At 32.2% G+C, this 23,396-nt stretch carries 23 protein-coding genes; 14 read left to right on the top strand and 9 right to left on the bottom strand.

All coding sequences use genetic code 11. From position 1 onward, the window contains the following. The first annotated feature begins 12 nt into the window (after positions 1 to 12). The 11 genes from X927_RS08590 to X927_RS08640 all read left to right on the top strand — a co-directional run bounded on the left by X927_RS08590 (position 13) and on the right by X927_RS08640 (position 10,821). The gene (locus X927_RS08590; protein ID WP_103077663.1) at positions 13 to 990 is read left to right on the top strand and encodes a glucosyl-3-phosphoglycerate synthase; all 978 of its coding nucleotides are present in this window, start codon (positions 13 to 15) and stop codon (positions 988 to 990) included. After that, complete coding sequence (locus X927_RS08595) at positions 987 to 2,483, top strand: glycosyltransferase family protein (RefSeq protein ID WP_103077664.1); 1,497 nt, start codon at positions 987 to 989, stop codon at positions 2,481 to 2,483. The genes X927_RS08590 and X927_RS08595 overlap by 4 nt, the downstream gene beginning before the upstream one ends. A gap of 41 nt (positions 2,484 to 2,524) precedes the next feature. Further along, entirely contained in the window at positions 2,525 to 2,785 is a 261-nt protein-coding gene (locus tag X927_RS08600; RefSeq protein ID WP_103077665.1) for a DUF3783 domain-containing protein, read from the top strand. A gap of 13 nt (positions 2,786 to 2,798) precedes the next feature. Continuing rightward, positions 2,799 to 3,239: a reverse transcriptase-like protein gene (locus X927_RS08605; protein ID WP_281255705.1), complete on the top strand. Its 441-nt coding sequence runs from the start codon at positions 2,799 to 2,801 to the stop codon at positions 3,237 to 3,239. A 283-nt stretch (positions 3,240 to 3,522) separates the two neighbouring features. Beyond that, entirely contained in the window at positions 3,523 to 4,764 is a 1,242-nt protein-coding gene (locus X927_RS08610) for an ABC transporter substrate-binding protein (RefSeq protein WP_103077667.1), read from the top strand. Positions 4,765 to 4,845: 81 nt separating this feature from the next. After that, positions 4,846 to 5,712, top strand: coding sequence for a carbohydrate ABC transporter permease (locus X927_RS08615; RefSeq protein ID WP_103077668.1), 867 nt, complete (start codon positions 4,846 to 4,848; stop codon positions 5,710 to 5,712). Next, complete coding sequence (locus X927_RS08620; RefSeq protein WP_103077669.1) at positions 5,709 to 6,545, top strand: carbohydrate ABC transporter permease; 837 nt, start codon at positions 5,709 to 5,711, stop codon at positions 6,543 to 6,545. The genes X927_RS08615 and X927_RS08620 overlap by 4 nt, the downstream gene beginning before the upstream one ends. A gap of 32 nt (positions 6,546 to 6,577) precedes the next feature. Beyond that, on the top strand, positions 6,578 to 7,549 hold the full coding sequence (locus X927_RS08625) for a sugar-binding transcriptional regulator (RefSeq protein ID WP_103077670.1): 972 nt from the start codon (positions 6,578 to 6,580) through the stop codon (positions 7,547 to 7,549). Then, positions 7,524 to 8,483 carry a 1-phosphofructokinase family hexose kinase gene (locus X927_RS08630; protein ID WP_103077671.1) on the top strand — a complete coding sequence of 320 codons (960 nt, stop codon included), beginning with the start codon at positions 7,524 to 7,526 and terminating at the stop codon, positions 8,481 to 8,483. The genes X927_RS08625 and X927_RS08630 overlap by 26 nt, the downstream gene beginning before the upstream one ends. Continuing rightward, the gene (locus X927_RS08635) at positions 8,480 to 9,940 is read left to right on the top strand and encodes an FGGY-family carbohydrate kinase (RefSeq protein ID WP_103077672.1); all 1,461 of its coding nucleotides are present in this window, start codon (positions 8,480 to 8,482) and stop codon (positions 9,938 to 9,940) included. The genes X927_RS08630 and X927_RS08635 overlap by 4 nt, the downstream gene beginning before the upstream one ends. Positions 9,941 to 9,975: 35 nt before the next feature. Next, positions 9,976 to 10,821, top strand: a complete 846-nt coding sequence (locus X927_RS08640; RefSeq protein ID WP_103077673.1) for a class II fructose-bisphosphate aldolase — start codon at positions 9,976 to 9,978, stop codon at positions 10,819 to 10,821. Positions 10,822 to 10,934: 113 nt separating this feature from the next. On the opposite strand, the gene X927_RS08645 is transcribed toward X927_RS08640, so the two are convergent. The 3 genes from X927_RS08645 to X927_RS08655 all read right to left on the bottom strand — a co-directional run bounded on the left by X927_RS08645 (position 10,935) and on the right by X927_RS08655 (position 13,752). Next, positions 10,935 to 11,696 (bottom strand): DeoR/GlpR family DNA-binding transcription regulator, encoded by a 762-nt coding sequence (locus X927_RS08645; RefSeq protein WP_103077674.1) that lies wholly within the window; start codon positions 11,694 to 11,696, stop codon positions 10,935 to 10,937. 2 nt (positions 11,697 to 11,698) lie between these two features. Further along, a complete protein-coding gene (locus X927_RS08650) occupies positions 11,699 to 12,676 on the bottom strand; it encodes a BadF/BadG/BcrA/BcrD ATPase family protein (protein ID WP_169925211.1) in 978 nt (325 codons plus the stop codon). 86 nt (positions 12,677 to 12,762) lie between these two features. After that, complete coding sequence (locus tag X927_RS08655) at positions 12,763 to 13,752, bottom strand: SIS domain-containing protein (protein WP_103077676.1); 990 nt, start codon at positions 13,750 to 13,752, stop codon at positions 12,763 to 12,765. Positions 13,753 to 14,148: 396 nt separating this feature from the next. On the opposite strand from X927_RS08655, the gene X927_RS08660 reads away from it, so the two are divergent. The 3 genes from X927_RS08660 to X927_RS08670 all read left to right on the top strand — a co-directional run bounded on the left by X927_RS08660 (position 14,149) and on the right by X927_RS08670 (position 17,215). Then, entirely contained in the window at positions 14,149 to 15,369 is a 1,221-nt protein-coding gene (locus X927_RS08660; RefSeq protein ID WP_169925212.1) for an ABC transporter substrate-binding protein, read from the top strand. Between the two features lie 88 nt (positions 15,370 to 15,457). Beyond that, positions 15,458 to 16,366 (top strand): carbohydrate ABC transporter permease, encoded by a 909-nt coding sequence (locus X927_RS08665; protein WP_103077678.1) that lies wholly within the window; start codon positions 15,458 to 15,460, stop codon positions 16,364 to 16,366. Continuing rightward, positions 16,367 to 17,215 carry a carbohydrate ABC transporter permease gene (locus X927_RS08670; protein ID WP_103077679.1) on the top strand — a complete coding sequence of 283 codons (849 nt, stop codon included), beginning with the start codon at positions 16,367 to 16,369 and terminating at the stop codon, positions 17,213 to 17,215. 78 nt (positions 17,216 to 17,293) lie between these two features. Here X927_RS08670 and X927_RS08675 read toward each other — a convergent pair whose 3' ends face one another. The 6 genes from X927_RS08675 to X927_RS08700 form a co-directional block, all read right to left on the bottom strand. Beyond that, positions 17,294 to 18,244, bottom strand: coding sequence for a sulfotransferase (locus tag X927_RS08675; RefSeq protein ID WP_169925213.1), 951 nt, complete (start codon positions 18,242 to 18,244; stop codon positions 17,294 to 17,296). 20 nt (positions 18,245 to 18,264) lie between these two features. Next, a complete protein-coding gene (locus X927_RS08680) occupies positions 18,265 to 18,978 on the bottom strand; it encodes an ABC transporter ATP-binding protein (protein WP_103077681.1) in 714 nt (237 codons plus the stop codon). Further along, entirely contained in the window at positions 18,963 to 19,697 is a 735-nt protein-coding gene (locus tag X927_RS08685; RefSeq protein ID WP_103077682.1) for an ABC transporter permease, read from the bottom strand. The genes X927_RS08680 and X927_RS08685 overlap by 16 nt, the downstream gene beginning before the upstream one ends. Then, entirely contained in the window at positions 19,694 to 20,620 is a 927-nt protein-coding gene (locus X927_RS08690) for an ABC transporter substrate-binding protein (protein WP_103077683.1), read from the bottom strand. The genes X927_RS08685 and X927_RS08690 overlap by 4 nt, the downstream gene beginning before the upstream one ends. Positions 20,621 to 20,779: 159 nt before the next feature. Next, a complete protein-coding gene (gene thrC / locus X927_RS08695) occupies positions 20,780 to 21,844 on the bottom strand; it encodes a threonine synthase (RefSeq protein ID WP_103077684.1) in 1,065 nt (354 codons plus the stop codon). Then, the gene (locus tag X927_RS08700; RefSeq protein WP_103077685.1) at positions 21,831 to 23,126 is read right to left on the bottom strand and encodes a homoserine dehydrogenase; all 1,296 of its coding nucleotides are present in this window, start codon (positions 23,124 to 23,126) and stop codon (positions 21,831 to 21,833) included. The genes thrC and X927_RS08700 overlap by 14 nt, the downstream gene beginning before the upstream one ends. Positions 23,127 to 23,396: the final 270 nt, after the last annotated feature.

Consider the following 23,396-nt stretch of genomic DNA (forward strand, 5'->3'; position numbering starts at 1 on the left):
GGAAGATAAAAGATGAAGGACAATATTTTAAAACGTTCTTTTCACCATTCAAAGTTTGAAAACATTAAAGAGCTTGTTAAATTAAAAGAAAAACAAGATGTAAAAATATCCCTTGCCTTTCCTTCTTTAAACGAAGAAAAAACAATTGGTAAAGAGATAATCATTATGAAAACAGAACTTATGGAAAAATATCCATTATTGGATGAAATCGCTGTAATTGACTCTGGCTCAGAGGATGAAACAGTTTCTATAGCAAAAGAGTACGGTGCAAAAGTTTTTTACTCCAGTGATATTTTACCCGAATACGGTTTTTACAAAGGAAAAGGAGAAAATTTATGGAAAAGTTTATACGCACTTAATGGTGATATAATCGTATGGGTGGATTCAGATATAGAGAACATACATCCAAAATTCGTATACGGTTTAGTTGGTGCTTTGTTGAATTATCCAGAAATAGGCTACGTCAAAGCCTTTTATGATAGACCCATTGTTGGAAAATCAGCAATGCAACCAACGGGTGGAGGAAGGGTTACCGAATTGGTTGCAAGGCCTTTATTTTCTTTGTTTTACCCGGAGTTATCAACGATAATTCAACCGTTAAGTGGTGAATATGCAGGAAGAAGGGAAATTTTAGAAAAACTACCGTTTTTTGTGGGGTACGGTGTGGAAATTGCTCATCTCATTGACATAGCTGAAAAATTTGGCACCGAGATAATAGCTCAAGTGGACCTTGAACTTCGAATACACGACAATCAACCTTTACACTCACTGAGTAAAATGGCTTTTGAACTCACAAAGGTAGTATTAAAAAGATTGGAAAAATATGGAAAATTAGATTTAAAAACCGAATTGAACGATAAACACCTAATGATTCAAAAAAAAGAAAATGAGAAGATATTAGTTCCAACGGAGATACTAAGTGTTGAAAGACCTCCTATCATCACCATCCCAGAGTACAAAGAAAAGTTTTCAAAAGGGGAGAAGGTATGAACAACCTTTACATCTTCCACTATCATTACATAAAAGGCGGAGTTTCTACCGTTGTTAGAAATATTGTAAAATCTCTAAAAGACGAATACAAAATTACTCTCTTTGGTTCAAAAAAAATGGGGATAGATGGGATAGAAGAGGTCTTATCTTACAAAAATGTTGATTTTATTGATTTCCCAGAGCTCGGATACATATATTATGACAGCACCGATTATAAAACTTTTCTTGAACTCAAAGAATCTATAAAAAACAAATTGAACAATTATCACGATGAAAGGGCTATATATTGGGCCCATAACTATAATTTAGGCAAAAATCCTGCATTCACACAAGCTTTTAAAGAATTTATCACAACAAAAAATGTACCCACAATTATTCAAATTCACGACTTTCCTGAATGTGCAAGATGGGAAAACTATTCTTTTATAAGAAAATTCATAAATTCTTCCCTATACCCAATAAGAGAGAATATACAGTATGCAACTATCAATCTATCCGATTACAATAGGCTTATAAAAAGTGGTATACCTTCAGAAAATACTTTTTATCTTCCAAACGCTGTTGAATTTGCTAAAAATAAAGATAAAATAAAAGACATTGACAAAGATGAAGTCATAAATAAACTAAAGAAATTGGGATATAACGTTGATCCCACAAATAAAAACATTTTGTATCCTACAAGGACGATAAGAAGAAAGAATATCTTAGAAGCGGTACTTATAAATCGTTTGTATGGAAAGAGTAATCTTCTTGTCACATTACCAGCTAATTCTGATAAAGAAAGGCCTTATGAAAAAGTTGTAAAAGAAACCTTTGAATCTGAAAAAGTTAAAGGAGCTTGGGCTATTTCAGCAAAAGATCCTTCACTTTTTCCATATATACTGAATATTTCTGATCTTTTCTTTTCTTCTTCAGTATTAGAAGGATTTGGAATGATATATTTAGAATCCAAATTCAACGAAAAAAACTTTTTAACCAGAAAATTAGATGTGATAGAAGATTTCAAAAATATACAAGAAATAAGTTATTACGATAGATTTTTGGTTAGTCTTTCTCCTAAAGAAATAAACAAAGTAAAAGAAAAATACGAAGAACAAATTAACAAGATACCTATCTCTGAAGAAAACAAAAATCACTTAAGGCAAGACTTAAAAAACAAATTTGATAAAGATTTAATTGACTTTTCATTTCTCCCCGTAGAACTTCAAAAGAAATTTTGTACGGAAGAAGAAACAAAACTTAAAGATTTGAAAGAAATCAACAAAGAAATATTTGATAAAATAGAAACGTTGACTACAACAAAGCACGTTGACCAAGGAATAAACATAGAAGATTTCTCATTGAAGGCGTATAAAAGTAAAATATTTTTATTATTAGATAAAGTGCAATCTAAAAAAGGTACTACAAAGGAAATAGAAGATACAATAATTGACGAAAATATTCTAAAATCTTTTCTAACGTTAGACAATATAAGATTACTCTTTTCTTATTGAGCGGGGGAAGGGGCGCTAACACAACTTAGGAGGCTATTCCCATGTATGAAGATATTAAAAACATTCCCACAATTATAATTAACGGTATGTCCAAAGAACAAATCCTTAGGATAATGAAAACAATAAAAAATATGGAAAACTTACCTGAAAATATAATTTTTGCTTCCATTACTCCTACAAGTTCTCAATGGACAGTCGAAGAACTAATCAAAGAGCTAAAACAAGAAGACATAGAAATGAAAAAAGTAACAGAAAATCTCAAAAAAGGGGTATACGATAATTACAAAAAAGACAGCAAGTGAGAATAAAACTCTCATCGCCTATGTCGATGGAAGTTATGACGTAGAAACAAAAATATACGGTAGCGGCATAGTATTTCTAGATGATGAAGAAAAACATCTCTTCTTTTCTGGTAATAACCCAGAATACTCCTCTAGCAGAAATGTTGCCGGAGAAATAAGTGCATCAATCTACGCAATGGAATACGCCAAAGAAAAAGGTTACGAAAAGATAATAATAAATCATGATTACATCGGATTAGAGAAATGGTGTACTGGAGAATGGAAAACGAATAAAAAAATAACCATAGCCTATAAAAATTGCTATGATTATTTTAGTAAATTTTTAACAATACAATTCCATTGGGTAAGGGGGCACTCAGGAGACCATTACAATACATTGGCAGATCAATTGGCTAAAAAAGCATTAGAAAGCAAAAATTTCCGTGATTTAATAACGAAATATATAAAAAATTAATAAAAATTTCTTCCTTTACTTTCCTTAATACTTCCTCTGTTACTTTAGGAACCATTTTTTAACCTATTTTCTAGAATGGTAAACATTTAAACTATCCTTAAATTTTTAAGAAATGTGAGATATAAAGAGTAAATGCTTTCTAATCAATTTTAAATGGTAATAATTGCTTATAAATTCATTTAATCGGATTTTACTTTCCGATATTTTTTTGATACAATAAATAGTAGTTACATAAGAAAGTTACTTATGTAACTACATTATGAGGAGAAGGAGGTATATCTTTATGAAAAGGTTTTTGGTATTAAGTTTCATAATACTCGGGATCCTAGGTGCTTCTACTTTTAATGCTCAAACCCTTTCTGTATGGATAGGAGGACATGTCGCAGAATTAGATGAAACGTGGAACGAAGTTATATCAAAATTCGAAGATAACACAGGTATAAAAGTAGAAGTACAATTGTTCGGATTTGATACTTACTATGACCATTTAGTAACCGCGCTTCAAGGAGGAGTAGGGCCTGATTTAGCATTTGCTGACTTGGGTGGTTGGGTTCCAACATTTGCATCTCAAGGATGGCTTGAACCATTAGATGATAAATTGAATTCCTGGGATGGTACGAATGAAATATGGGAAAATCTATGGCCAACGGTAACCTATGAAGGTAAAAGATACGGACTACCTTGGTATACAGACGCGAGACTATTGTTGTATAATAAAAAAATGTTTAGAGACGCTGGATTAGACCCTGAGAATCCTCCTAAAACTTGGGAAGAATTTTTGTATACCGCTATGAAATTAACCGATCCTTCCAAGAGGGTATATGGTTACGGTGTCAGCGGCACTAAAACTGAACATACTACTTTAGGTTATATGATATTTTTGTACAGTGCAGGAGGAAAATTACTTACAGATGATTATTCTAAAGCTGCCTTTAATACTCCAGAAGGACTACGTGCTTTAAAATTCTATACTGACCTTGCGTTGAAATATAATGTAAGCCCTAACCCTCTTTCTTACCATGAAGATGACTATAGGAATCTTATGGCTCAAAACAGAGTCGCGATGGCAGTAGGAGGACCTTGGTCATTCCCGTTAATTGAATCAGCGAATCCCGATATTGAATATGGAGTAAGTATCCACCCTTATGCTGTTACTCAAGCATCTGTATTAGGTGGATGGGCTCTTGTTATTCCCAGTTCCAGTAAAAATAAAGAAGGTGCATGGGAATTAGCTTCATATTTGACTAGTTATGAGACATGGATGTTTTGGGTAGAACAAAATCATGGACCAATGCCTACAAGGAGAGATGTTGCAAGAGACGCCCCATATTTTCAACAAAATGAAAATTGGCAAGTTATTTTTGAAGCATTCCCTAATGCTATCCCTAGACCACCTATTCCAGAATGGCCTCAAGTTTCAGAACAAATTCAAATTATGGTACAAGATGTTTTATTAGGTAATTCCACAGCAGAAGACGCCATAAAAAAGGCAGAAATAAATGTAAATAATATTTTGGGTAATTAACATGCTTTTTTATAAATAAGGGGGGAATCTCCCCTCCTTATTTAAAACTAAAAAAACAGAAGTATAGGAGATTGAAAATTTATGTTGAAAATCTCAAAAAATGAAAAAACAGCTTATAAGATGGTTCTTCCTTATGTTTTAATTATAGTATCATTAATAGTTTTTTTATTAACTTTAAATATATATCTCAGTTTTACTAATAACGAAGGAAATTTTACTTTTTCTAACTATATTGAAGCTATCAAAGATCCCGTATTTCTTATAATGTTAAAAAATACAGTTATATGGACAATATGTAGTGTGATAGGACAGTTATCTTTAGGATTATTGGTAGCAATTTTATTAAATCAGATAAAAAAAGGAGAAGTGATTTTCAGAAGTATAATTTTAATTTTACCTTGGGCAACATTAGACATAGTAGCTGGAGTCACATGGAAATGGATGTTCAACGATATGTATGGAGTCATAAATGATATTCTATTTAGATTTGGTTTTATATCTGATTATATTTCATGGTTAGGACAACCAAAAACTGCTTTAGCAGCGGTAATAATCGCAAATATATGGAAAGGCTTTAGTTTATCTGGCTTATTCTTTTTAGCTGGCCTTCAAGCTATACCCGTGCAACTCTATGAGGCGGCGGAAATTGATGGAGCCAATGTATTTCAAAAATTTACACACGTAACCATTCCGCAATTAAAGCCTATTTTAATTACAACTTTGATGTTTACCACTATATGGACTATAAATTATTTCCCACTAATATATACTATGACGGGAGGAGGACCTGGCTATGGAACCGAAACATTTGTTACTTATATTTATAGAATAAACTTTAAATTTTTAGAATATAATAAATCTGCTGCTTTATCTAATATTTTATTTTTAATAATATTATTTATTTCTATTCTATACATAAAAGTTTTAACAAAGGAGGAAAACTCTTGAAAAGAAGCAAAAGAATACAAATGTATAAAATACTTTCTTATTTTTTATTAATAATAATATCTATAATAATTGCTTTTCCTTTTTACTGGTTAATAGTTACTTCTTTTAAAACATATCCCGAAATATACAGTTACCCCTTAACTTATTACCCACATGATGTAACTTTTGAACATTTCAAGGAAATTATGAGGTTGGACATAGGAAAATACTTCATAAATAGTCTTATTGTTTCTATTACTACTTCTATTTTGTCATTAATAATAGCAGTTTTACCAGCTTATGCTTTTTCAAGATTTTCTTTTAGGGGTAAAAACTCCCTTTTAACAAGTGTTTTATTATTTCAAATGTTTCCAATGGTTATTTTTTTGATGCCAATATTTAACCTTTTGAAAAATATTGGATTATTAGATACATACTTAGGTTTGATTCTTTCTTATATAGCTTTTACAACACCGATTACTATTATTTTTCTTAGAGGTTTTTTTATTGATATACCAGAATCGTTAGAAGAAGCCGCTATGATAGATGGTTGTAGCATATTTCAAGCATTCTATAAAATTATTCTGCCTCTAACTTTACCTGGCATAGCATCAGTTGGTACCTATACTTTCTTATTTACTTGGAGTGAGTTGTTATATTCCATGTCTTTTTTATTGAGTAAAAGTAAGCAAACTATTCCTACCTTCCTCTCTCTATTCGTAGGACAGTATCAAACAAGATGGGGACCTTTGTTTGCAGGATCGTTGTTAGCAACTATTCCCCCTTTGATAATTTTTATAATCTTACAAAGATACTTTATAAAAGGATTGACAAGCGGAGCAGTTAAAGAATAATAACAAATAATATAAGAGAGGGTAAAATTAGAATGATTGATGACAAATTATTATTTGACGTCGCTGTGGATTACTATATTAATAAAAAACTTCAAAAAGAAATAGCAAAAGAATTAGGGGTATCTCGAGTACAAGTTAGTAAATACTTAAAACTTGCGTCAGAGAGAGGTATTGTTAAAATTGAAATTACACCTCCCGAAATCTCAAATGAAAACCAAAAAAAATATCAAGAACTATTTAATAATATCTTTGGATTAAATAAATTGCTTTTGGCTCCTAGTTACAGTAATCCAGAAAGGCTATTATATTCAATGTGCCAAGTAGCGGGAGAATACATTTCTTCTCAGCTACCTAATGAGCCTTACAATGTCGGTATTGGATGGGGTAATACTATGACCAAATTAGCACTTACATATGACTTTTCTCTTAAAAATGAATGGAACGTTGTTCCTCTTTCTGGAGGAATCTCTAAGATTTCTGATGAGAGATTTAACATTAATTACATAGTCCAAAGCTTTGCTAAAAATTTGAATTCTAAATTTACTTTAATTTATTTGCCTTTTATCTTAGAAAAAGGAATAAAAGAAAACATTACAAGCAGTTCGGAGTATAAGAAAATAGTAAATTTTTGGGAAAAACTGGATGTAGTTATTGCTAGTGTTGGATATTCTATATCTAGGTCTCCGCTTTTCCGACAAAATGTTATAGAAGGGAAATACATTAACCAGTTAGAACAATTAAATATAGTGGGGGATATACTAACTCACTATTTTGATATTCAAGGTAATGTATATGATTTGGAATTTATTGAAGATATAATCAATATTTCTATTAATCAATATAAAAAAGCTAAATTGAAGATTGTGGTAGCAGGAGGCTTGCATAAAGTCGAGAGTATTATAGGACTATTAAGAGGTAAACTAGTAGATGTTTTGATTACCGATCAAAAAACTGCCGAAAATGTTCTAAATTACGTATATGAAGAAGGAGAGGATAGTTATTAGTGTTTGTGTACTCAATTTAAACCCATGCTATGATCACTGGGTGATAATAGAAAAAGAATCCCCTATTCCAAATGTGTTAAGGGGTGATAAAGTTGTTAAACTTGTTGATGGAAAGGGTTTAAATATAGGAAGAGTTTTCAATACTTTAGGATTCAAAGACTATCTTTGTTTAAATATAGTGGGTGGTGAAGTAGGCAAAATCATTGAATCAGGTAGCCGAAAAGAAGGGATAAAATCAAAATTTTTCTGGATCGAAGAAGAAAACAGAATTAACACAGCTGTTGTTTTTGAATATGAAAAAAGAATGATAATGATAAACGAACCCGGTCCACATATTACAAACCTTGAAATAAACAAGTTTATATCTTTTTTTCAGCAAAATCTGAAAGAGGATGATAAACTTATAATATCTGGAAGCGCCCCTCAAAGATTCGAAAGTTATCATTTAATGGAACTAATAAATTTTGCAAAAAAAAAGAATTGTGAAATAGATGTTGACATTGGCGGCACATGGTTGAAAGAAATTGTTGAGTCTTCACCACCAGATATTTTAAAAATTAATTCAGATGAACTTAAAGTTGCTTTTGATATCGATATTAAAGAAACATCCAAAGTAAACGAATTTAGAAAAAAGAATCATATAAAAGAATTAATAATTACCCATGGAAAAGAAGGAAGTTGGGGTTTCTTTGATGAAATACTTATTAAAGCAACTCCTAAAAAGATATTCTCTGATTATTCAGTGGGATCTGGAGATTCTTTTTTTGCAGGTTATCTTTATGGAAAAGAAAAAAAATTTCCTCTAGAAGAATGTCTTAAAATAGCTACAGCTTGTGGAATAGCCAATACTTTACACTATGGAGCTGCGATTTTCAATAAGCAAGATTTCAAAGACCAATTAAAAAATGTAGAAATTAAAAAGGTGGTATTATGAAAGAAAAAGTTTACGTTGGAATAGATATTGGAACCACGAATTCAAAAGTTCTCATTTTAGGAAAAAATGGAAAAATATTAGATCTAATTAAAATTGAAACTCCAAGAATATTTATCAATAACGTTGAATATGTAAATCTTTTCCAACTAGAAAATTTAATAGACGAGGTTTTAAAAGATTTAAAAAATTTTTACTTAATTCAAGGAATGTCATTTTCAAGTTTTGGAGAAAGTGTTGTACCAGTAAAAGGAGGCTTCTCCCTTCATGAACCACTCATGTGGTATGAGGAATGTACACTTGATATAATGAAAGAAATTGAGCCGTTAGTTGTTAAATATGCTCCATACAAAATCAGTGGTTTAAAGAAAAGCTATACCTATTCTATATATAAAATATTATGGATGAAAAAACATCTAAATTTTGAAGAACCTGACTATTGGCTACCTTTATCCTCATATTTTGTTTATAAATACACAGGTAAAGCCATTTGGGACATTACACAAGCATGTAGAACTTTGTTTTTTGATGTACACCAAAGAAAATGGATAGACGAACTTTTAGACGTTGTTGGTTTAAAAGTGCAATTAGGACAATTAGCTTATACTTCGAACTACATTGGCAAAAATAATGAAGGAATTCCTATATTCTTGGGAGGGCATGACCATTTTACAGGTCTATATGGGATCAGTAAGATTCTAAATACAGAAAATATTGTATATGATTCAATGGGATCAGCTTCTGTTATAGCTGCTCTAGCGTATGAAAAAAGTAATGAACTCCACTTTGAAAAGCCTTTTATGGAACCTACTGGAATTTTAGGGGCTGCTTTTGAAGATAACCAATATTATCTTGAAAATTCCATCAAATATTATGGAAAATTTTTAGAATGGATTATGAAACTTATTAATATTACTCCCAATTCTGTTAATTTCAAAAAAATCAACGAAGAAATAGAAAAAATGGGGAAAATAGAAGAAAAAATTTATTTCATTGGAGGAGGAGACCTTATTGCTGGGGAACAAAAGTCTCGTTTAAATATTTTAAATGCCTCTCTCAACATAAATCCTCCTGAAATTGTTCAAAGTGCTTATATTTACCTTTGTGCAATGAGTAAAATGATATATGATTCTCTAGAGAGATTTATATCTTCAGACTCTATATATATTGCTTCAGGTGGAAATACGTTAAATGAAACTTTTATGAATTACAAAGCAACGCTTTTAGAAAAATATATATATATCTTTAGTACTCCTGAAACTACTGCTTTAGGTGCTTCCATAGCCTCAGTTATTGGAAGTAATGACATGGTCACCTTAAGTAATGTTTCAGAAAACTTAAATATAACTAAGGTAGAACCAATACCAAAAATTAAAAAACCTTTATTAGATTCTTTTGAGAGAATTTCTCAGTTATATGAAAAAGTAAAAAGAAATAGAATAACAGATATCTTAGAATAAAATTTTCCCAAAAAATAACACGAGGAGGAGTTAAAATGCCACTAGTTAATTTGAATGATGTTTTAGTCCCAGCATACAACGGAGGTTACGCTGTTCCTGGCTTCAATTTTCATACTTATGAAGATGCCAAAGCTATAGTCAAAGGAGCTGAATTGCTCAAATCTCCTGTAATTTTAATGGCATCAGGTAGTTGCATCAGACACTTGGGTTTAGACTTGAGCATAGAAATAGTTAAATTTTTGGCTAAAAATACATCTATACCCGTTGTAGCTCATTTAGATCATGCTACTGATATTAATTTAATTCTTCAAGCAATGACTAAGGGGTTCACATCGGTGATGTACGATGGTTCTTTACTTGATATCGAAGAAAACATAAAGAATACAAAATTTGTGGTAAAAGTAGCACGCGCTTTGGGAATAAACGTTGAGGCAGAAATCGGAAGAGTCGGTAAAAGTGAAGAAGGCAAAGAAGCAAAAGAAATATTAACGGATCCAGAAATAGCTGAAAGTTTTTTTGATGCAACTCAAGTTGATGCACTTGCCGTGGCAGTAGGAACTGCTCATGCAATGCAAAAACAAGAAGCTAATATCCGTTTTGATCTTGTTGAAAAGTTATCGAACATTTTGAATGTCCCTCTTGTTTTACATGGATCAAGTGGTGTTAAAAATGAAGATTTAATAAGAATTTCAAAAACAAAATTTTCAAAAGTGAATATAGGAACTATATTAAAGACTGTTTATATGGAAAAAATCCGTGAAATTTTAAAAGATAATCCAGAGTTGAGGGATCAAATAAAACTTCTAGAATCAGCTGCGAATGCAGTAGTTGAAACCGTTAAAGAAAAAATAAGGCTTCTTGGAAGTGATAACAAAGCATAAAACCTTAGAAGGAAGACCTTCTAAGGTTTTATGCTTTGTGACCGTAGCTTTTAATTACTTTATTGATAATTTGGGTTTTATAAAAGATTATAATCAATTATTAAGCCTATAATTTAAATTATATTGGCACCTTTTTCTAGATATAATCGTTTTACGTCTTCAGGTATTTGAGAATCAGTAATTATTCCTGTAACCTCATCTAATTTCGCAAACTTTACCATATTACTTTTACCAAATTTTGAATGATCTGAAATAACATATGTTTCTTTTGCATTTTTGTTTATTTCTTGAGCAATTGCTGCTTCATCCATGAAAGTAAAAGAGATGTCCCCCGATATTGATATGCCATTTACACCTACAAAATATTTGTCTATATTAAAATTTCTTATAGCTGATATCGTTATTTGTCCTACACATTCATAACTGCCCTTTTTTGGTATCCCTCCTGAAACTATTACTTGAAAATATTTATTTGAATCAATTATAAGCAACGCAACATTTAATGAGTTTGTTAAAATAGTTAATTCTGCCAAATTGGACGCAACAATCTCTTTCGCCAAAAAGTAACAAGTAGTGCCTCCGCTTAAAGATATAAAATCACCATCCCGAATAAAATTCATGGCTTTTTTAGCAATCTCTTTTTTTTCTAAGGTCATATAATTATAATTAGTGTAGAAACTAGTTTCTGCTTGAGGAACGTTCAATATAGCCCCTTTATGAGTTTTAATTATCAATTTTTTTGAAGCTAAATAATTTAAATCCCTTCTTATCGTGCTTCCTGAGACTTCGAATTGGTTTTCTAATTCTTTAGTAGTTACACTCGCTTTTCTTTTAATATAATCAAATATTTGTTTCCTTCTCTCATCTGAAAGCATTTTTATTCTCCCTTTTTTAATTCTTTTTTTATTGTTTCTTCTGAATTTTTAAGATTTTGAAGAAAGTTAGCATCCACTTCTTCTTTTAATAAAATTAATGCTCCAAAGACTGGCCAAAATTTAACTGCTCTTATATCCGCTGTGGGAATTTTCTGCCGAATGTAATTAAAAAAATATTTATAAAATACTGGAATGTTTTCTATTATTCCTCCACTGTAGGTAATAACAGGGTTAGGATCAAATTTTAAAAGTCTTATCGCGGATAACACGGATAATGATAATTCTTTTGCTGCTTTTTCTAATATAAACTTGGAAGAATTATCCCCTACACTACTTGCTTTGGAAGTTAAATAAGATATTGATGCAATTTCATGCCTAAAATTTTTACCTAAATTTTTTATCCATTCTAAGAGATCATACTTACTCTCAAACTTCATTTCTTTAAATATCAGTTCTGTTAGAAGGGTTTTTGGGACTCTCCCATCCAATTGCTTGGTTACTTCTCTCAATGTCTCTATACCAATGTAATAACCACTTCCTTCATCTCCAATTAATGGTCCCCAGCCTCCTACTCTTACATCTTTTTCTTTGTGTTTTCCATATATAATGCTTCCCGTTCCACAAACTGCATGAATACTATCTCTTCCTAAAGAACCTCCTGCCCAAGCAATCACCACATCGTTAACTAATAAGTTGGGAATTATCCCAAGTTGGCTTTGTATTAATTTTTTTAATCTATACTCTAATCCTCTATACTCACCAATAGCAGACATACCAAAACATGATTTTACAGTATCCTTGTCTATTTTCTTTAAAATTACAGAGATTTCATTCAAATTTTTAAGAAATTTCTTTTTCCCACACTCCATTATATTTGTGGGCCCTGTTTTTTTGAAATCTATTAAATTCCCCTTACTATCTACTAAAACAGCTAATGTTTTTGTACCTCCACCATCAATTCCTAAGTACAATTTCTCCATCATTTTCCTCCAAAACGGATTAATTAATACACATATATTTATAAATATGTGTTTATTAATTTTGATTCTACTGTATATGTAAAAGCTTAAAATTTCACTACTTTATCTAAGTTCCTGGGTCTATCTACATTTATACCCTTATTTTTAGCTATTCTCAAACCTAAAATTTGAGCAAATAGAATCTGCAAGAACGCAACATTTTTAGAAGGAATGTTCGTTTTTTTAAATAATTTTCCTAAATTTATAACGGTAGAACCAAGGTCACGAAGCTCTTTTTCAAGCGTTTGATTATTTTCTTCATCTTCTCCAAAAATGCAAACCAAGGTTTTATCATCTGCCAATGATTTTGGCCCATGGCGGTATTCGTAAGATGAAAAAGCTTCTGTAAAACTTAAAGACATTTCTTCTAGCTTGAGAGAAGCTTCTCGAGCCAGTCCTTCATACATCCCTAATCCTAAAAAAACAAAATGTTTAAATCTAATTAAATTAATTTTTGTTATCTCGTTCTCAAAAACTTTTATTATTTCATCTATCTTACCAAAAACTTTTGCATATTTTGATATATCTTCATTAAGGTTTATATCTACTAACATTTGAAAAGAGAGAATTATAGAGGTAAAAGATTTAGTCATGACAATTCCTTCTTCATTAATTGGAAGTATGAGGGTTTCATCCGAAACTTCGCTTAATGAACTATCTTTATTCAGTGTAATCCCAAGAGTTTTTAAATTATTCTCTTTGAACTTTCTGCATGCTAAAACAGTGTCCGTGGAATCTCCGGACCTAGAAATAAGTACTCCAGCTCTTTTTAAATAATGTCTGCCAATATTTTCTTCAAAAGCACCATGAATTTCTCCCCCTGGAAGAGCTTTTGATTCAATACCAGTTTTTAAAGTGAAGTATTTACTCAAAAAAATGGCTACGTAGAAAGAAGTTCCACAACCTATAAAATAGACTATATCAGATTCGAACAAGAAACTTGGTAATCCTCTTTCTTCAACAAACCTTTTTGTCGCAATATATGTACTTTCTATACTTTTTGTCTGTTCTTTTATTTCTTTTTCAACAGTGAACATCTAACTCCTCCTTCGAGAGATTTTTTAGCAATATAATCATAAAAAAGCAAATAAATTAGTTTTTTATGATTAAATAAAGCATAATTTACACTACAATATTATAACTTATATTTTTAATTAATACAACACCTAATAATTAAAATTGTTTTAAAAATTTCTGAAATTGCGTGATAAGAAAAAAATTAATCTCTCTCCTCCTATAAAAAAGAAAAACTAAGGATTTCGCTTTTAATTGTATTTAAACATCCATAATTGTGTCTAATCACTAATAATTGCGTTTTTTTCGACTTGACATTCCTTGTTAATTTATATATAATCAAATAAAGCATTTTAATATGAATAACTATGACTTTTAGTTACACTGTGTTAATAAATATTTTGTTGAGGAGGGGTAATATGAAAAAAGGGTTAGTTTTTGTAGTATTATCAGTGATGCTCTTATTAGCTATATTTGCTTTTTCGGATGAAACTCTAAGAGTACTAGTCCCTATAGGTGGAGGTTATACCATAGAAGACCAAGAAGCCATTGCCAAGGAATTCGAACGAGATAATCCAGGAGTAAATGTGGAAATGGAATATGTAGGATGGGATGAATTATGGAATAAAATTGTTACCTCAGTTGGTGTAGGCGCGGCGCCTGATGTTATGTATATTGGAAGCAGATGGATTCCAGCTCTTGCAGAAATGGGTGCTATTGAACCCATAGATGATTTAGTTACACAGGAAAAATACGATATGTATTGGGAAACTGTTTGGGATACTGTACGTTACAACGAACATATTTATGCAATAGTAAGAGCTATGTCTACTAAAGTTTTCATATATAACAAAGATCTCTTTAAAAAACATAATTTAGAAGTACCTAAAAATTGGGATGAATTGCTACACGCAGCCAAAACAATTCATGACCCCAAGAACGGTGTTTACGGCGTTGCTATGGCTGGACAAAAGTTTATTTCTACAGTTACTCAGTTCCAACATTATCTTTATGCAAATGGTGGAAGAATTCTTGACGAAGAAGGTAATGTTGTTATAAATGACTCTAAAGCCATCCGTGCTTTAGATTTCTATAAGGAACTTTCTTCTTATGCTCAACCAGCTATTATTGAATGGAGGCGTGAGGATTTAATTAAGCTTTTTGAAACTGGAAAAGTTGGTTTTTACTTAGACCATGTCCACAATGCTTTAGCAGCAATGGAAAAAGGCGTAGATGTAGGCTTGCTCAAATTCCCCGGTGGCCCAGATGCCGATCTTCCTTACTCGACAGTAATAGTTACTGATTCAATGGCTATAAGTGCTCAATCAAAAAATAAAGAACTAGCCGCAAAATTTATAAATTACATGACCACTCTGGAAAAACAAGCAGAATGGGACCTAACTCTAGGCTTCGTACCTCCTATGAAAAGAGAAGCTGAATTGCCAGAGTTTCAAACATGGTATTGGAAACCTTATATTGAAGTTATCCAATATGGTTACCCAGAAGCTGTTGGAATAAAAGATTGGGAAGCTGTTCAACAAGTTATAGTAGACGCAATCCATAGCGTTTTATTAGATGTTTCTGAACCAAAGCAAGCATTAGATAATGCTGCCAGAATAATATCCATATTGCAACAATGATTTAACACCATAGCTATTGGGGGGCTCTTCATCTTAATATAGAGGAGCCCTATAAATAAAAATAAGAAAAGAAAGGTGATTTTGTTTAATGCTTTCGAAGAAAAAAAGTACTCCAATATACTTTTTGCTTCCTTTAATAATCGCAGCAGCGATTTTTATAATTTATCCATTATATAAAGTAGTTGAACTCTCCTTTTACGATGCAAATTTCTTAAACCCTAACAATAGAACATTTGTTGGGTTAGAAAATTATAAATGGCTTTTTAATTTTAAACTTTTCAATCCAAATATTTCTTATTTTTTATCAGCTTTCTTGAGAAGTTTGTTGTGGGTTGGAGGTTCTCTTCTATTAAAGCTAGTGTTAGGAATTTTCGGTGCTATGATTTTTAACAGTGATCGATTATATGGAAAAAAGGTTTATCGAAGTTTAGCCATTATTCCGTGGGCAATCCCCTGGGCAATGGCTGCAATGATGTGGGCTTGGACTTTAAATAGTCAATTTGGTATAGTAAATTCTATTTTATTAAGGCTAAATATTATTAATTCTCCCATTTCATTCTTGTCTACTCCGACACTAGCTTTTATAACAACTTTCGTAGTAGATGCATGGGTAGGATTACCTTTTATGATAATTATGATTCTTTCTGGTTTACAATCAATCCCCGAAAGTTATTATGAGGCAGCTAAGATAGATGGAGCAGGAGATTTCAGAATTTTTTTTAAAATAACTTTACCTTTACTAAAACCTGTCATCTTAACAGTTTCGCTCCTCTCGTTAGTATGGACATTTAATTCTTTTGATATTATTTGGATTTTAACTAAGGGAGGACCTTTAAGTGCTACCGAAACACTACCAGTTGCTATTTATAATATTTCCTTTCTTTTCCAAAAATTTGGAGGAATTGGAAAAGCTTCTGCAATGACAATTTTTCAAGTAGGATTTGTTACAATAATTTCTTTATTTTATATTAAGACACTTGAAAGAGGTGAATTCTAATTGAAAAAAAATTGGAAGTCTATTATAAAAACTTTTCTAGTCCAGCTTTTTGCTATATTGTTAATAATTTTTTTATTGTTACCTATTTATCAAATGGTCATCACAAGTTTAAGACCCTCAGATTTATCTTGGGAAGTACCTAGTCCATTGTTTCCAGATAAATTTACGCTTTCGAACTTTGCTAAAGCTTTTGAATTAGTTCCCAGACTCCCGCGCTATTTGCTAAATAGTTTTGTATATGGAGCCGGAGTAAGCTTAATATCCTTAATTATTGCCATTCCTGCAGGTTATGCTTTGGGGAGGTTTAAGGAATTTAAATTTAGAAAACCAATTTTAATGTTTGTTATTTATGCAAATATGTTTGCCCCTATAATGCTCTTAGTTCCCATATACGTTATAATGAAAAGTCTAGGATTAGTAAACACCTATTTTTCTGTTATCTTAGCTGGTTCGATTTTTACTATACCTCTTTCTACTTGGCTAATGACTTCATATATTCAAACTTTACCAAGTGAAATAGAAGAAGCAGCATTAATCGATGGCTGTTCAATATTTAAAATACTTCCAAAAATAGTCATCCCTATGACTGCACCAGCAATAGTTTCTATTTTCATTTATTCTTTCATAACTGGCTGGAGTCAACAATTTATATTAGCCTTAGTTTTAATAACAGACGATAAGCTAATGCCACTAACTCAAGGTTTGTACCAATTTTTTAGTAGAAGTTCAGTTAGATGGAACGAATTAATGGCTGCCATTTTGATGTCGACTTTAATTCCTGTTGTTTTGTTCCTAATTTTCCAAAAATATATAGTAAAAGGGATGACCGCCGGGAGTCTTAAAGATTAACATCAGAAACTGTTTTTTCGACGTTGTAGCTTGATTACTATATTCAGCTTTAATAACTTAAAAATTATTCTCACATTTTCATGCAATTTCAAACCTGTATCCTTTCTCCACCTTTTCGCGCCATTCTGATTCTTGACCATAATTAAACTTTTTCATCAATTGTCCACAATGTTTTTCCACAATAACTGCTTCCTTATTTTTCCACTCTTTCCAATGAGGGATAACGTAGTTTTTAGAACTGGAGTTAATTTTTCTATTCAATAGTTGTGGTTTGAACTCATAATTCTTTGAAAAACCGTCTTCAAAATTGGTAATAAAATCCAAAAACTCTTTGAAATACTTTTCTCTATCCTGATTTATCAAGAGATCTTCATATCTAAAAACTTTAAAATTTGCTTTGCTGCTCATTTTTTCGAGAATAAAAGAATTAAGTTTGTTATAATACCAGCAGAGTTTCTCAAATTTCGACATATTTTTCCATTTTTGTGCGTAAGGATCATCTTTGAAATCAGTTGCCTTCATGCTCATATTTAAAAAAGGAAAATCTATTTTACTATACAGCAGGGATGCCTTCGTACTCATTACAGATCTGATCCAAGTTCGGGGATCTCTAATAACAAATACAACCTTGCTGTTTGGAAATACTTTCTCAAGTAAGTCTACAACTCCATGCAGATGGTTATTCGATTCAACATAAAGCTCAGGAATAACATCTTTAAGTACTGACTTTCGCATTTGTTCTATATACCTTAATGCCTTATCATCGTTAACCCTTCCCGCACGTCTGTCGCTACTAAGTTTATACATAGAATATTTTGGAGTTAATTGACCTATTGTCATTCTTAAAAATCCATATTTTTTAATATCTTTCTTCCATTTGTTCCTATCTGTCACAAAAACTCCAGCGGGCTCATGAGTAGAATAACAATCATCGATCATAGAAGGAAGAACTTTACCTATGAACTTAGTGCCGGTCCTACCTGTGGAGACAATGAAAACTGAATGTTTGTAAATTGGAATAAACTTCACCTCCAAACCTCTTTATGCTTTTAAACCAATACATCTTCAGATTGGCTCATTACAAACTTTGTAATCTGACTTTCTAACTCTAAAAAGTTTTTATCATAAATACTTTTCTCTTCTTCCGAAAGATTTATATTAAAAACATTTAATATTCTAGAAGGTCTTTGAGACAAAATAACTACTTTATTTCCCAGCATCAATGCCTCTTTTATGTCATGGGTGACCATTAATATTGAAAAATAATTTTTCTTCCACATCTTTTCTATATCTTTTATTATTGATACTTTAATATTTAGATCCAAAGATGTGAAAGGTTCGTCCATAAGCAAAATCTGTGGTTTGACTAATAAAGATCTGGCAATATTCACCCTTTGTTTCATACCTCCACTTAATTTAGAGGGTAAAAGATTTTCAAACCCTTCTAAACCTATCATATCGATAATTTGTTTAATTTTCTTTTCATCGTCTAAAACTATTTTTAGGTTGTCGTAAACCGTTCTCCAAGGTAATAATCGGGGTTCTTGGAAAACGTAACCGATCTTATCAACAAAGATCTCAACAGCTCCTTCACTTTGCCTTTCTAATCCTGAAACGATCCTAAAAAAAGTGGTTTTTCCACAACCAGACGGCCCCAACAAAACGATTTTTTCTCCTTCTTGAATATCAAGACTCCAGCCATCTATAACCAGAAGATCTCCAAACCTTTTGGTTAAACTTACAACTTTTAGTACATTTCCCATCTTTCTAACATCCTTCTTGAAATAATTTTAAACACACGCTCTGTAGTTATACCTAATATAACGGCTAAGATAGTAATGGCATAGATCCTAGGAACATCGACATACTGTCTAGCCCAGGCAAGTTCTACCCCCAAACCATTTCCACCAACTAGAAACTCTGTAACTAACACAACTTTCCATACATTCCCTATCGAAACTTCTATCGCTGCAATTACAAACGGAACGATCGAAGCTAAGTATACATGCCTAAATATTTTAGACCTTGATACTTTGTACAACCGTACCATCTCAAGTAATTTTCTATCGATGTTCTTAATCCCAGAAGTGGTTGTAAAAACCGTATTAGGTAAAATGGCCATAGTGCTTATTAAAATAGGGCCACGCCATCCAACCCCCCATAGAAATACAACAAAAGCAAGCCAAGAAACCACTGGTATGGCTTGTATCATCATCAGCATAGGCCTAAAAATTTCATATATCGTGTCGCTCATTCCCATAAAAAACCCAAAAATTATTCCAAAAAAAGAAGAAAGAAACAAAACAATCAAAGTTTTCCATACCGTGTTCCATAATGACACATAAAACCTCGGTGTACTTAGCTGATTTATTAAATTGCCTAAAACTTCATGAGGAAAAGGTAACACAAAAGATGAACCTATGACAAAAGAAAGAAAGTACCAAAGTAAAACGATCAACACAATTCCAAAAATAGTTTTCATAGATAATAAAATCCTTCTGTCGGTAAAGTAGGCAACCCTTCCGGATAAAGTTCATGCATCGTATTTAAAAAGTTATCTACTTCTTCTTTACATTCCACAATAGGAATATATTCAAAAACTAATCTATTCATAGCTTCTTTAAGTATTGGAACGGGGATAGTTAAGTATTCGTTGGTTATTTTTAATGATTGATCTAAATTTGCATTAGCCCACTCAACACTTTCAGAAAACGCATTCTCAACTTTTGAAACGATATCAGGTTCTTTTTCTAAAATCTCATTTTTAACAAAAAGTCCTGCTATAGGAAGACCATACTTTGAACCTGAGATTTTATTCCATTCATTTTGAAAGTCTAAAATTATTTCTCCTTCAGTCCCTGTTATAGCTAATGTAGCAAATGGTTCTGGTAAAGCAGCATATTCTACCTTACCTGCTTTGAACAGAGAAACTATCTCCTGGGGAGGAAGGTAGCTGAATTTTACATCTTTATCAGGAACCAAACCATTTCTCACCAAAAGATACCTCATCAAAACGTCTACAGTTTGACCTCGACCATGAGGAGAATAGATTTCACAACCTTTTAAACTTTTTACATCTTCAAAATCAACATTGCTACTTCCTATCAAATAAAATGCTTTCCATTCGTGAACGCCTAACAATATTATTTCTAAACCTTGAGCGTATAAATTTGCACCTACGGTTATAGGAAGCACGGCAAAATCTGCTTGATTGGATACCAACAACGCTACCGCTTCATTAGCATCCTTCCAAAGACTTACATTTATTTCTACCTCTTCTTCTATCGTATCTTCCATCAACCCTGTTACCGGAACGACGGTTGGACCTAAAGGATTAGTGACTGTAATAGAAAAGACCAAGAGTGTAAAGAAAAAAGAGACAATTAACAAAGTTATTTTTTTCATGGGTATTTTCCTCCTGCATCTCTCTAATTTAATATCTTTAGAAACTCCAAACTTTACATATAGCGCCCCTTTACCAGACGTTAAGGGGCAAACCCCTTAAAAACCCCAAAACCTTATTTTGTTTAAAAACTTCTTTTGCACAGAACAGCAAAACACTGATTACAGTCCTATCATTTTCAATATGGTACCAATTTCTGGTTCTACTGGATTGACCCTCGGTATCACACTAATTGCAGTATCGGGATCTTTTAAACCATGTCCCGTGAGTACCGCAACAATTTTACTTCCTTTTTTTATCTTATCCAATTTGAGCATCTTTTTAACACCAGCTACCGAAGCTGCAGAAGCAGGTTCTGCAAACACACCTTCGAGTGATGCCAATTCTTTATACGTGTTCAATATCTCCTCGTCGGTAACAAAATTTATAAACCCACCGGATTCTTTTGCGGCTTCTACAGCCTTCTCCCAATTAACTGGATTCCCTATTCTTATGGCAGTTGCAACGGTTTCTGGTTCCTTTATGACCTGATTTTTTACAATAGCTGCCGAGCCTTCCGCTTCAAAACCGATCATCTTGGGCAACTTGTCTGTTTTGTGATCTTTAAAGTATTCTTTGAAACCTTTCCAATAAGCTGTGATGTTTCCTGCATTCCCCACTGGAATCGCCAATATATCAGGAGATTTACCACCTAATTGATCACATACCTCAAAAGCTGCACTTTTTTGCCCCTCTATCCTGTATGGATTAAGTGAGTTTACAAGGGTTATAGGGTAATTGTCGGCAATCTTTCTAGTAATCTCTAAGGCAACGTCAAAATTACCTTTTATCGGTATAACTATAGCCCCGTGCATTAGAGCCTGAGACAATTTTCCGAGGGCAATTTTCCCTTCAGGAATTATAACCGCTGTTTTTAATCCTGCCCTACTTCCATAAGCCGCAGCGGAGGCAGATGTGTTACCCGTTGAAGCACAGATTATGGCTTTATCACCGTTCTGAACCGCTTTGGTTACGGCTAACGTCATTCCCCTGTCTTTAAAAGATCCCGTGGGATTAGCCCCATCATATTTCAGATAAAGCTCAATATCCCAAATATTACTAATTTTTTCTGCAAATATCAAAGGAGTGTTCCCTTCTTGCAAAGTAATTATTTCTGTTTTCTCATCGACGGGCATGTATTGTTTATAAGCATTTATTATACCCGGCCAAAAACTAAAATTTCTCATTGAAATCCTCCACCCTTATTATATTTTTTATTTCTATCACATCATCTAATTCTTTCAACGAATCGATTGCTTTTTTCATTTTTTTCTCTTCGATTGGATGCGTAAGTAAAAATATTGGTACAACAGGATTAAGTCTGTGTTTTTGAATTACAGAAGCGATGCTAACTTCGTTATCTCCAAAAGCCTTGGCTATTTTTGCAAAAACACCAGGTATGTCATTAACTCTCAATCTTATATAGAAAGAGTTTTCAATCTCATCTGTCCCAATTAACTTCAAGCCGTTTAACCTTCCGATACTGTATTCGTTTTCAATATGGTATTTAATACTTTTGGCAGCTTCCATAATATCTGCAACAACCGCGCTTGCGGTTGGCATCTCTCCGGCACCTTGTCCGTAAATCATTATATCTCCAACAACGTCTCCGTGAATCTGTACGACGTTGTATACACCGTTGATTTTTGAAAGCGGATTACTCTTTGGTATAAAAGTTGGATGGACCCTTATATCCAACATCTTGTCTTCGTACCTTTTTCCAATAGCCAATAATTTGATAGTATATCCTAATTCCTCAGCTATTTCTATATCTTCCCTTTCTATCTTATCAATCCCTTCTACATAGATTGAATTAACATCTATAAAACTCTCAAAGGCTAATGAAGACAAAATACTTATTTTATATGCACAGTCCAAACCACTTACATCAAAATATGGATCACTTTCCGCATAACCTAGGCTTTGAGCCTTTTTTAAAGCATCTTCAAAATCAATGGATTTTTCAGTCATTTGAGTTAAAATATAATTCGTAGTCCCGTTTAGAATCCCATAAATTCTTCCTATTTTATTTGCAATCATAGACTCTTTCAGAGTTTTAATTATTGGGATTCCACCACCCACGCTTCCTTCATAATATACCTTGACATTATTGTTCTTTGCTAGTTGAAATATCTCTCTACCATACTTAGCTAATATTAACTTATTGGCTGTTACAATATTTTTGTGATGGTTGATAGCTTCTTTAATATACCCTAATGTTGGGGTTTCTCCACCAATTAACTCCACCACGAGCTGAATTTCAGGATCTTCTATGATCTCTTTATAGTTTTCAGTAAGCAATGAAGCATCTACATCGTACTTCCTTTTTTTATTCTTTTCATTCACCAAGATCCTTTTGATTTGAATTTCCTCACCTAGTTTTCTTTCTATATCTTCCTTTTTAGTTGTGAGGATATTGTACACGCCTCCTCCAACCGTACCGCAACCAAGAAGACCTACTTTAATCATTGTAACTCCCTCCCTTTTCATTGACAATAACTAACCCCGGATGTTGATAGTTGAAAAAGTTATGAAATATTTTCTTGAGTTATGAAATTGAATGTTCAAAAGGTTTTTAATCAAAAGAATTCTATAACAACTTGGTTTTCAACAATTTTATCAACGTACTTTTCAACCTTTAATGTTTAAAAGTACTTTTTCACTAAATTTGTCGATATCTTAGTCGATAACAAAGTTGATAATCAAAGATATCAACATAACATTCGATAAAATCATTAA

It is taken from the genome of Petrotoga mexicana DSM 14811 (assembly GCF_002895565.1).
Classification (GTDB): domain Bacteria; phylum Thermotogota; class Thermotogae; order Petrotogales; family Petrotogaceae; genus Petrotoga; species Petrotoga mexicana.

Coding starts and splice junctions, on each gene's coding strand:
- X927_RS08590 (WP_103077663.1), top strand. CDS start 13: ATGAAGGACAATATTTTAAAACGTTCTTTTCACCATTCAAAGTTTGAA.
- X927_RS08655 (WP_103077676.1), bottom strand. CDS start 13,752: ATGTTCACTGTTGAAAAAGAAATAAAAGAACAGACAAAAAGTATAGAA.
- thrC (WP_103077684.1), bottom strand. CDS start 21,844: ATGAGAAATTTTAGTTTTTGGCCGGGTATAATAAATGCTTATAAACAA.
- X927_RS08700 (WP_103077685.1), bottom strand. CDS start 23,126: ATGATTAAAGTAGGTCTTCTTGGTTGCGGTACGGTTGGAGGAGGCGTG.
- X927_RS08625 (WP_103077670.1), top strand. CDS start 6,578: ATGATTGATGACAAATTATTATTTGACGTCGCTGTGGATTACTATATT.
- X927_RS08680 (WP_103077681.1), bottom strand. CDS start 18,978: ATGGGAAATGTACTAAAAGTTGTAAGTTTAACCAAAAGGTTTGGAGAT.
- X927_RS08660 (WP_169925212.1), top strand. CDS start 14,149: ATGAAAAAAGGGTTAGTTTTTGTAGTATTATCAGTGATGCTCTTATTA.
- X927_RS08630 (WP_103077671.1), top strand. CDS start 7,524: ATGAAGAAGGAGAGGATAGTTATTAGTGTTTGTGTACTCAATTTAAAC.
- X927_RS08685 (WP_103077682.1), bottom strand. CDS start 19,697: ATGAAAACTATTTTTGGAATTGTGTTGATCGTTTTACTTTGGTACTTT.
- X927_RS08595 (WP_103077664.1), top strand. CDS start 987: ATGAACAACCTTTACATCTTCCACTATCATTACATAAAAGGCGGAGTT.
- X927_RS08600 (WP_103077665.1), top strand. CDS start 2,525: ATGTATGAAGATATTAAAAACATTCCCACAATTATAATTAACGGTATG.
- X927_RS08640 (WP_103077673.1), top strand. CDS start 9,976: ATGCCACTAGTTAATTTGAATGATGTTTTAGTCCCAGCATACAACGGA.
- X927_RS08690 (WP_103077683.1), bottom strand. CDS start 20,620: ATGAAAAAAATAACTTTGTTAATTGTCTCTTTTTTCTTTACACTCTTG.
- X927_RS08615 (WP_103077668.1), top strand. CDS start 4,846: ATGTTGAAAATCTCAAAAAATGAAAAAACAGCTTATAAGATGGTTCTT.
- X927_RS08610 (WP_103077667.1), top strand. CDS start 3,523: ATGAAAAGGTTTTTGGTATTAAGTTTCATAATACTCGGGATCCTAGGT.
- X927_RS08665 (WP_103077678.1), top strand. CDS start 15,458: ATGCTTTCGAAGAAAAAAAGTACTCCAATATACTTTTTGCTTCCTTTA.
- X927_RS08645 (WP_103077674.1), bottom strand. CDS start 11,696: ATGCTTTCAGATGAGAGAAGGAAACAAATATTTGATTATATTAAAAGA.
- X927_RS08650 (WP_169925211.1), bottom strand. CDS start 12,676: ATGGAGAAATTGTACTTAGGAATTGATGGTGGAGGTACAAAAACATTA.
- X927_RS08635 (WP_103077672.1), top strand. CDS start 8,480: ATGAAAGAAAAAGTTTACGTTGGAATAGATATTGGAACCACGAATTCA.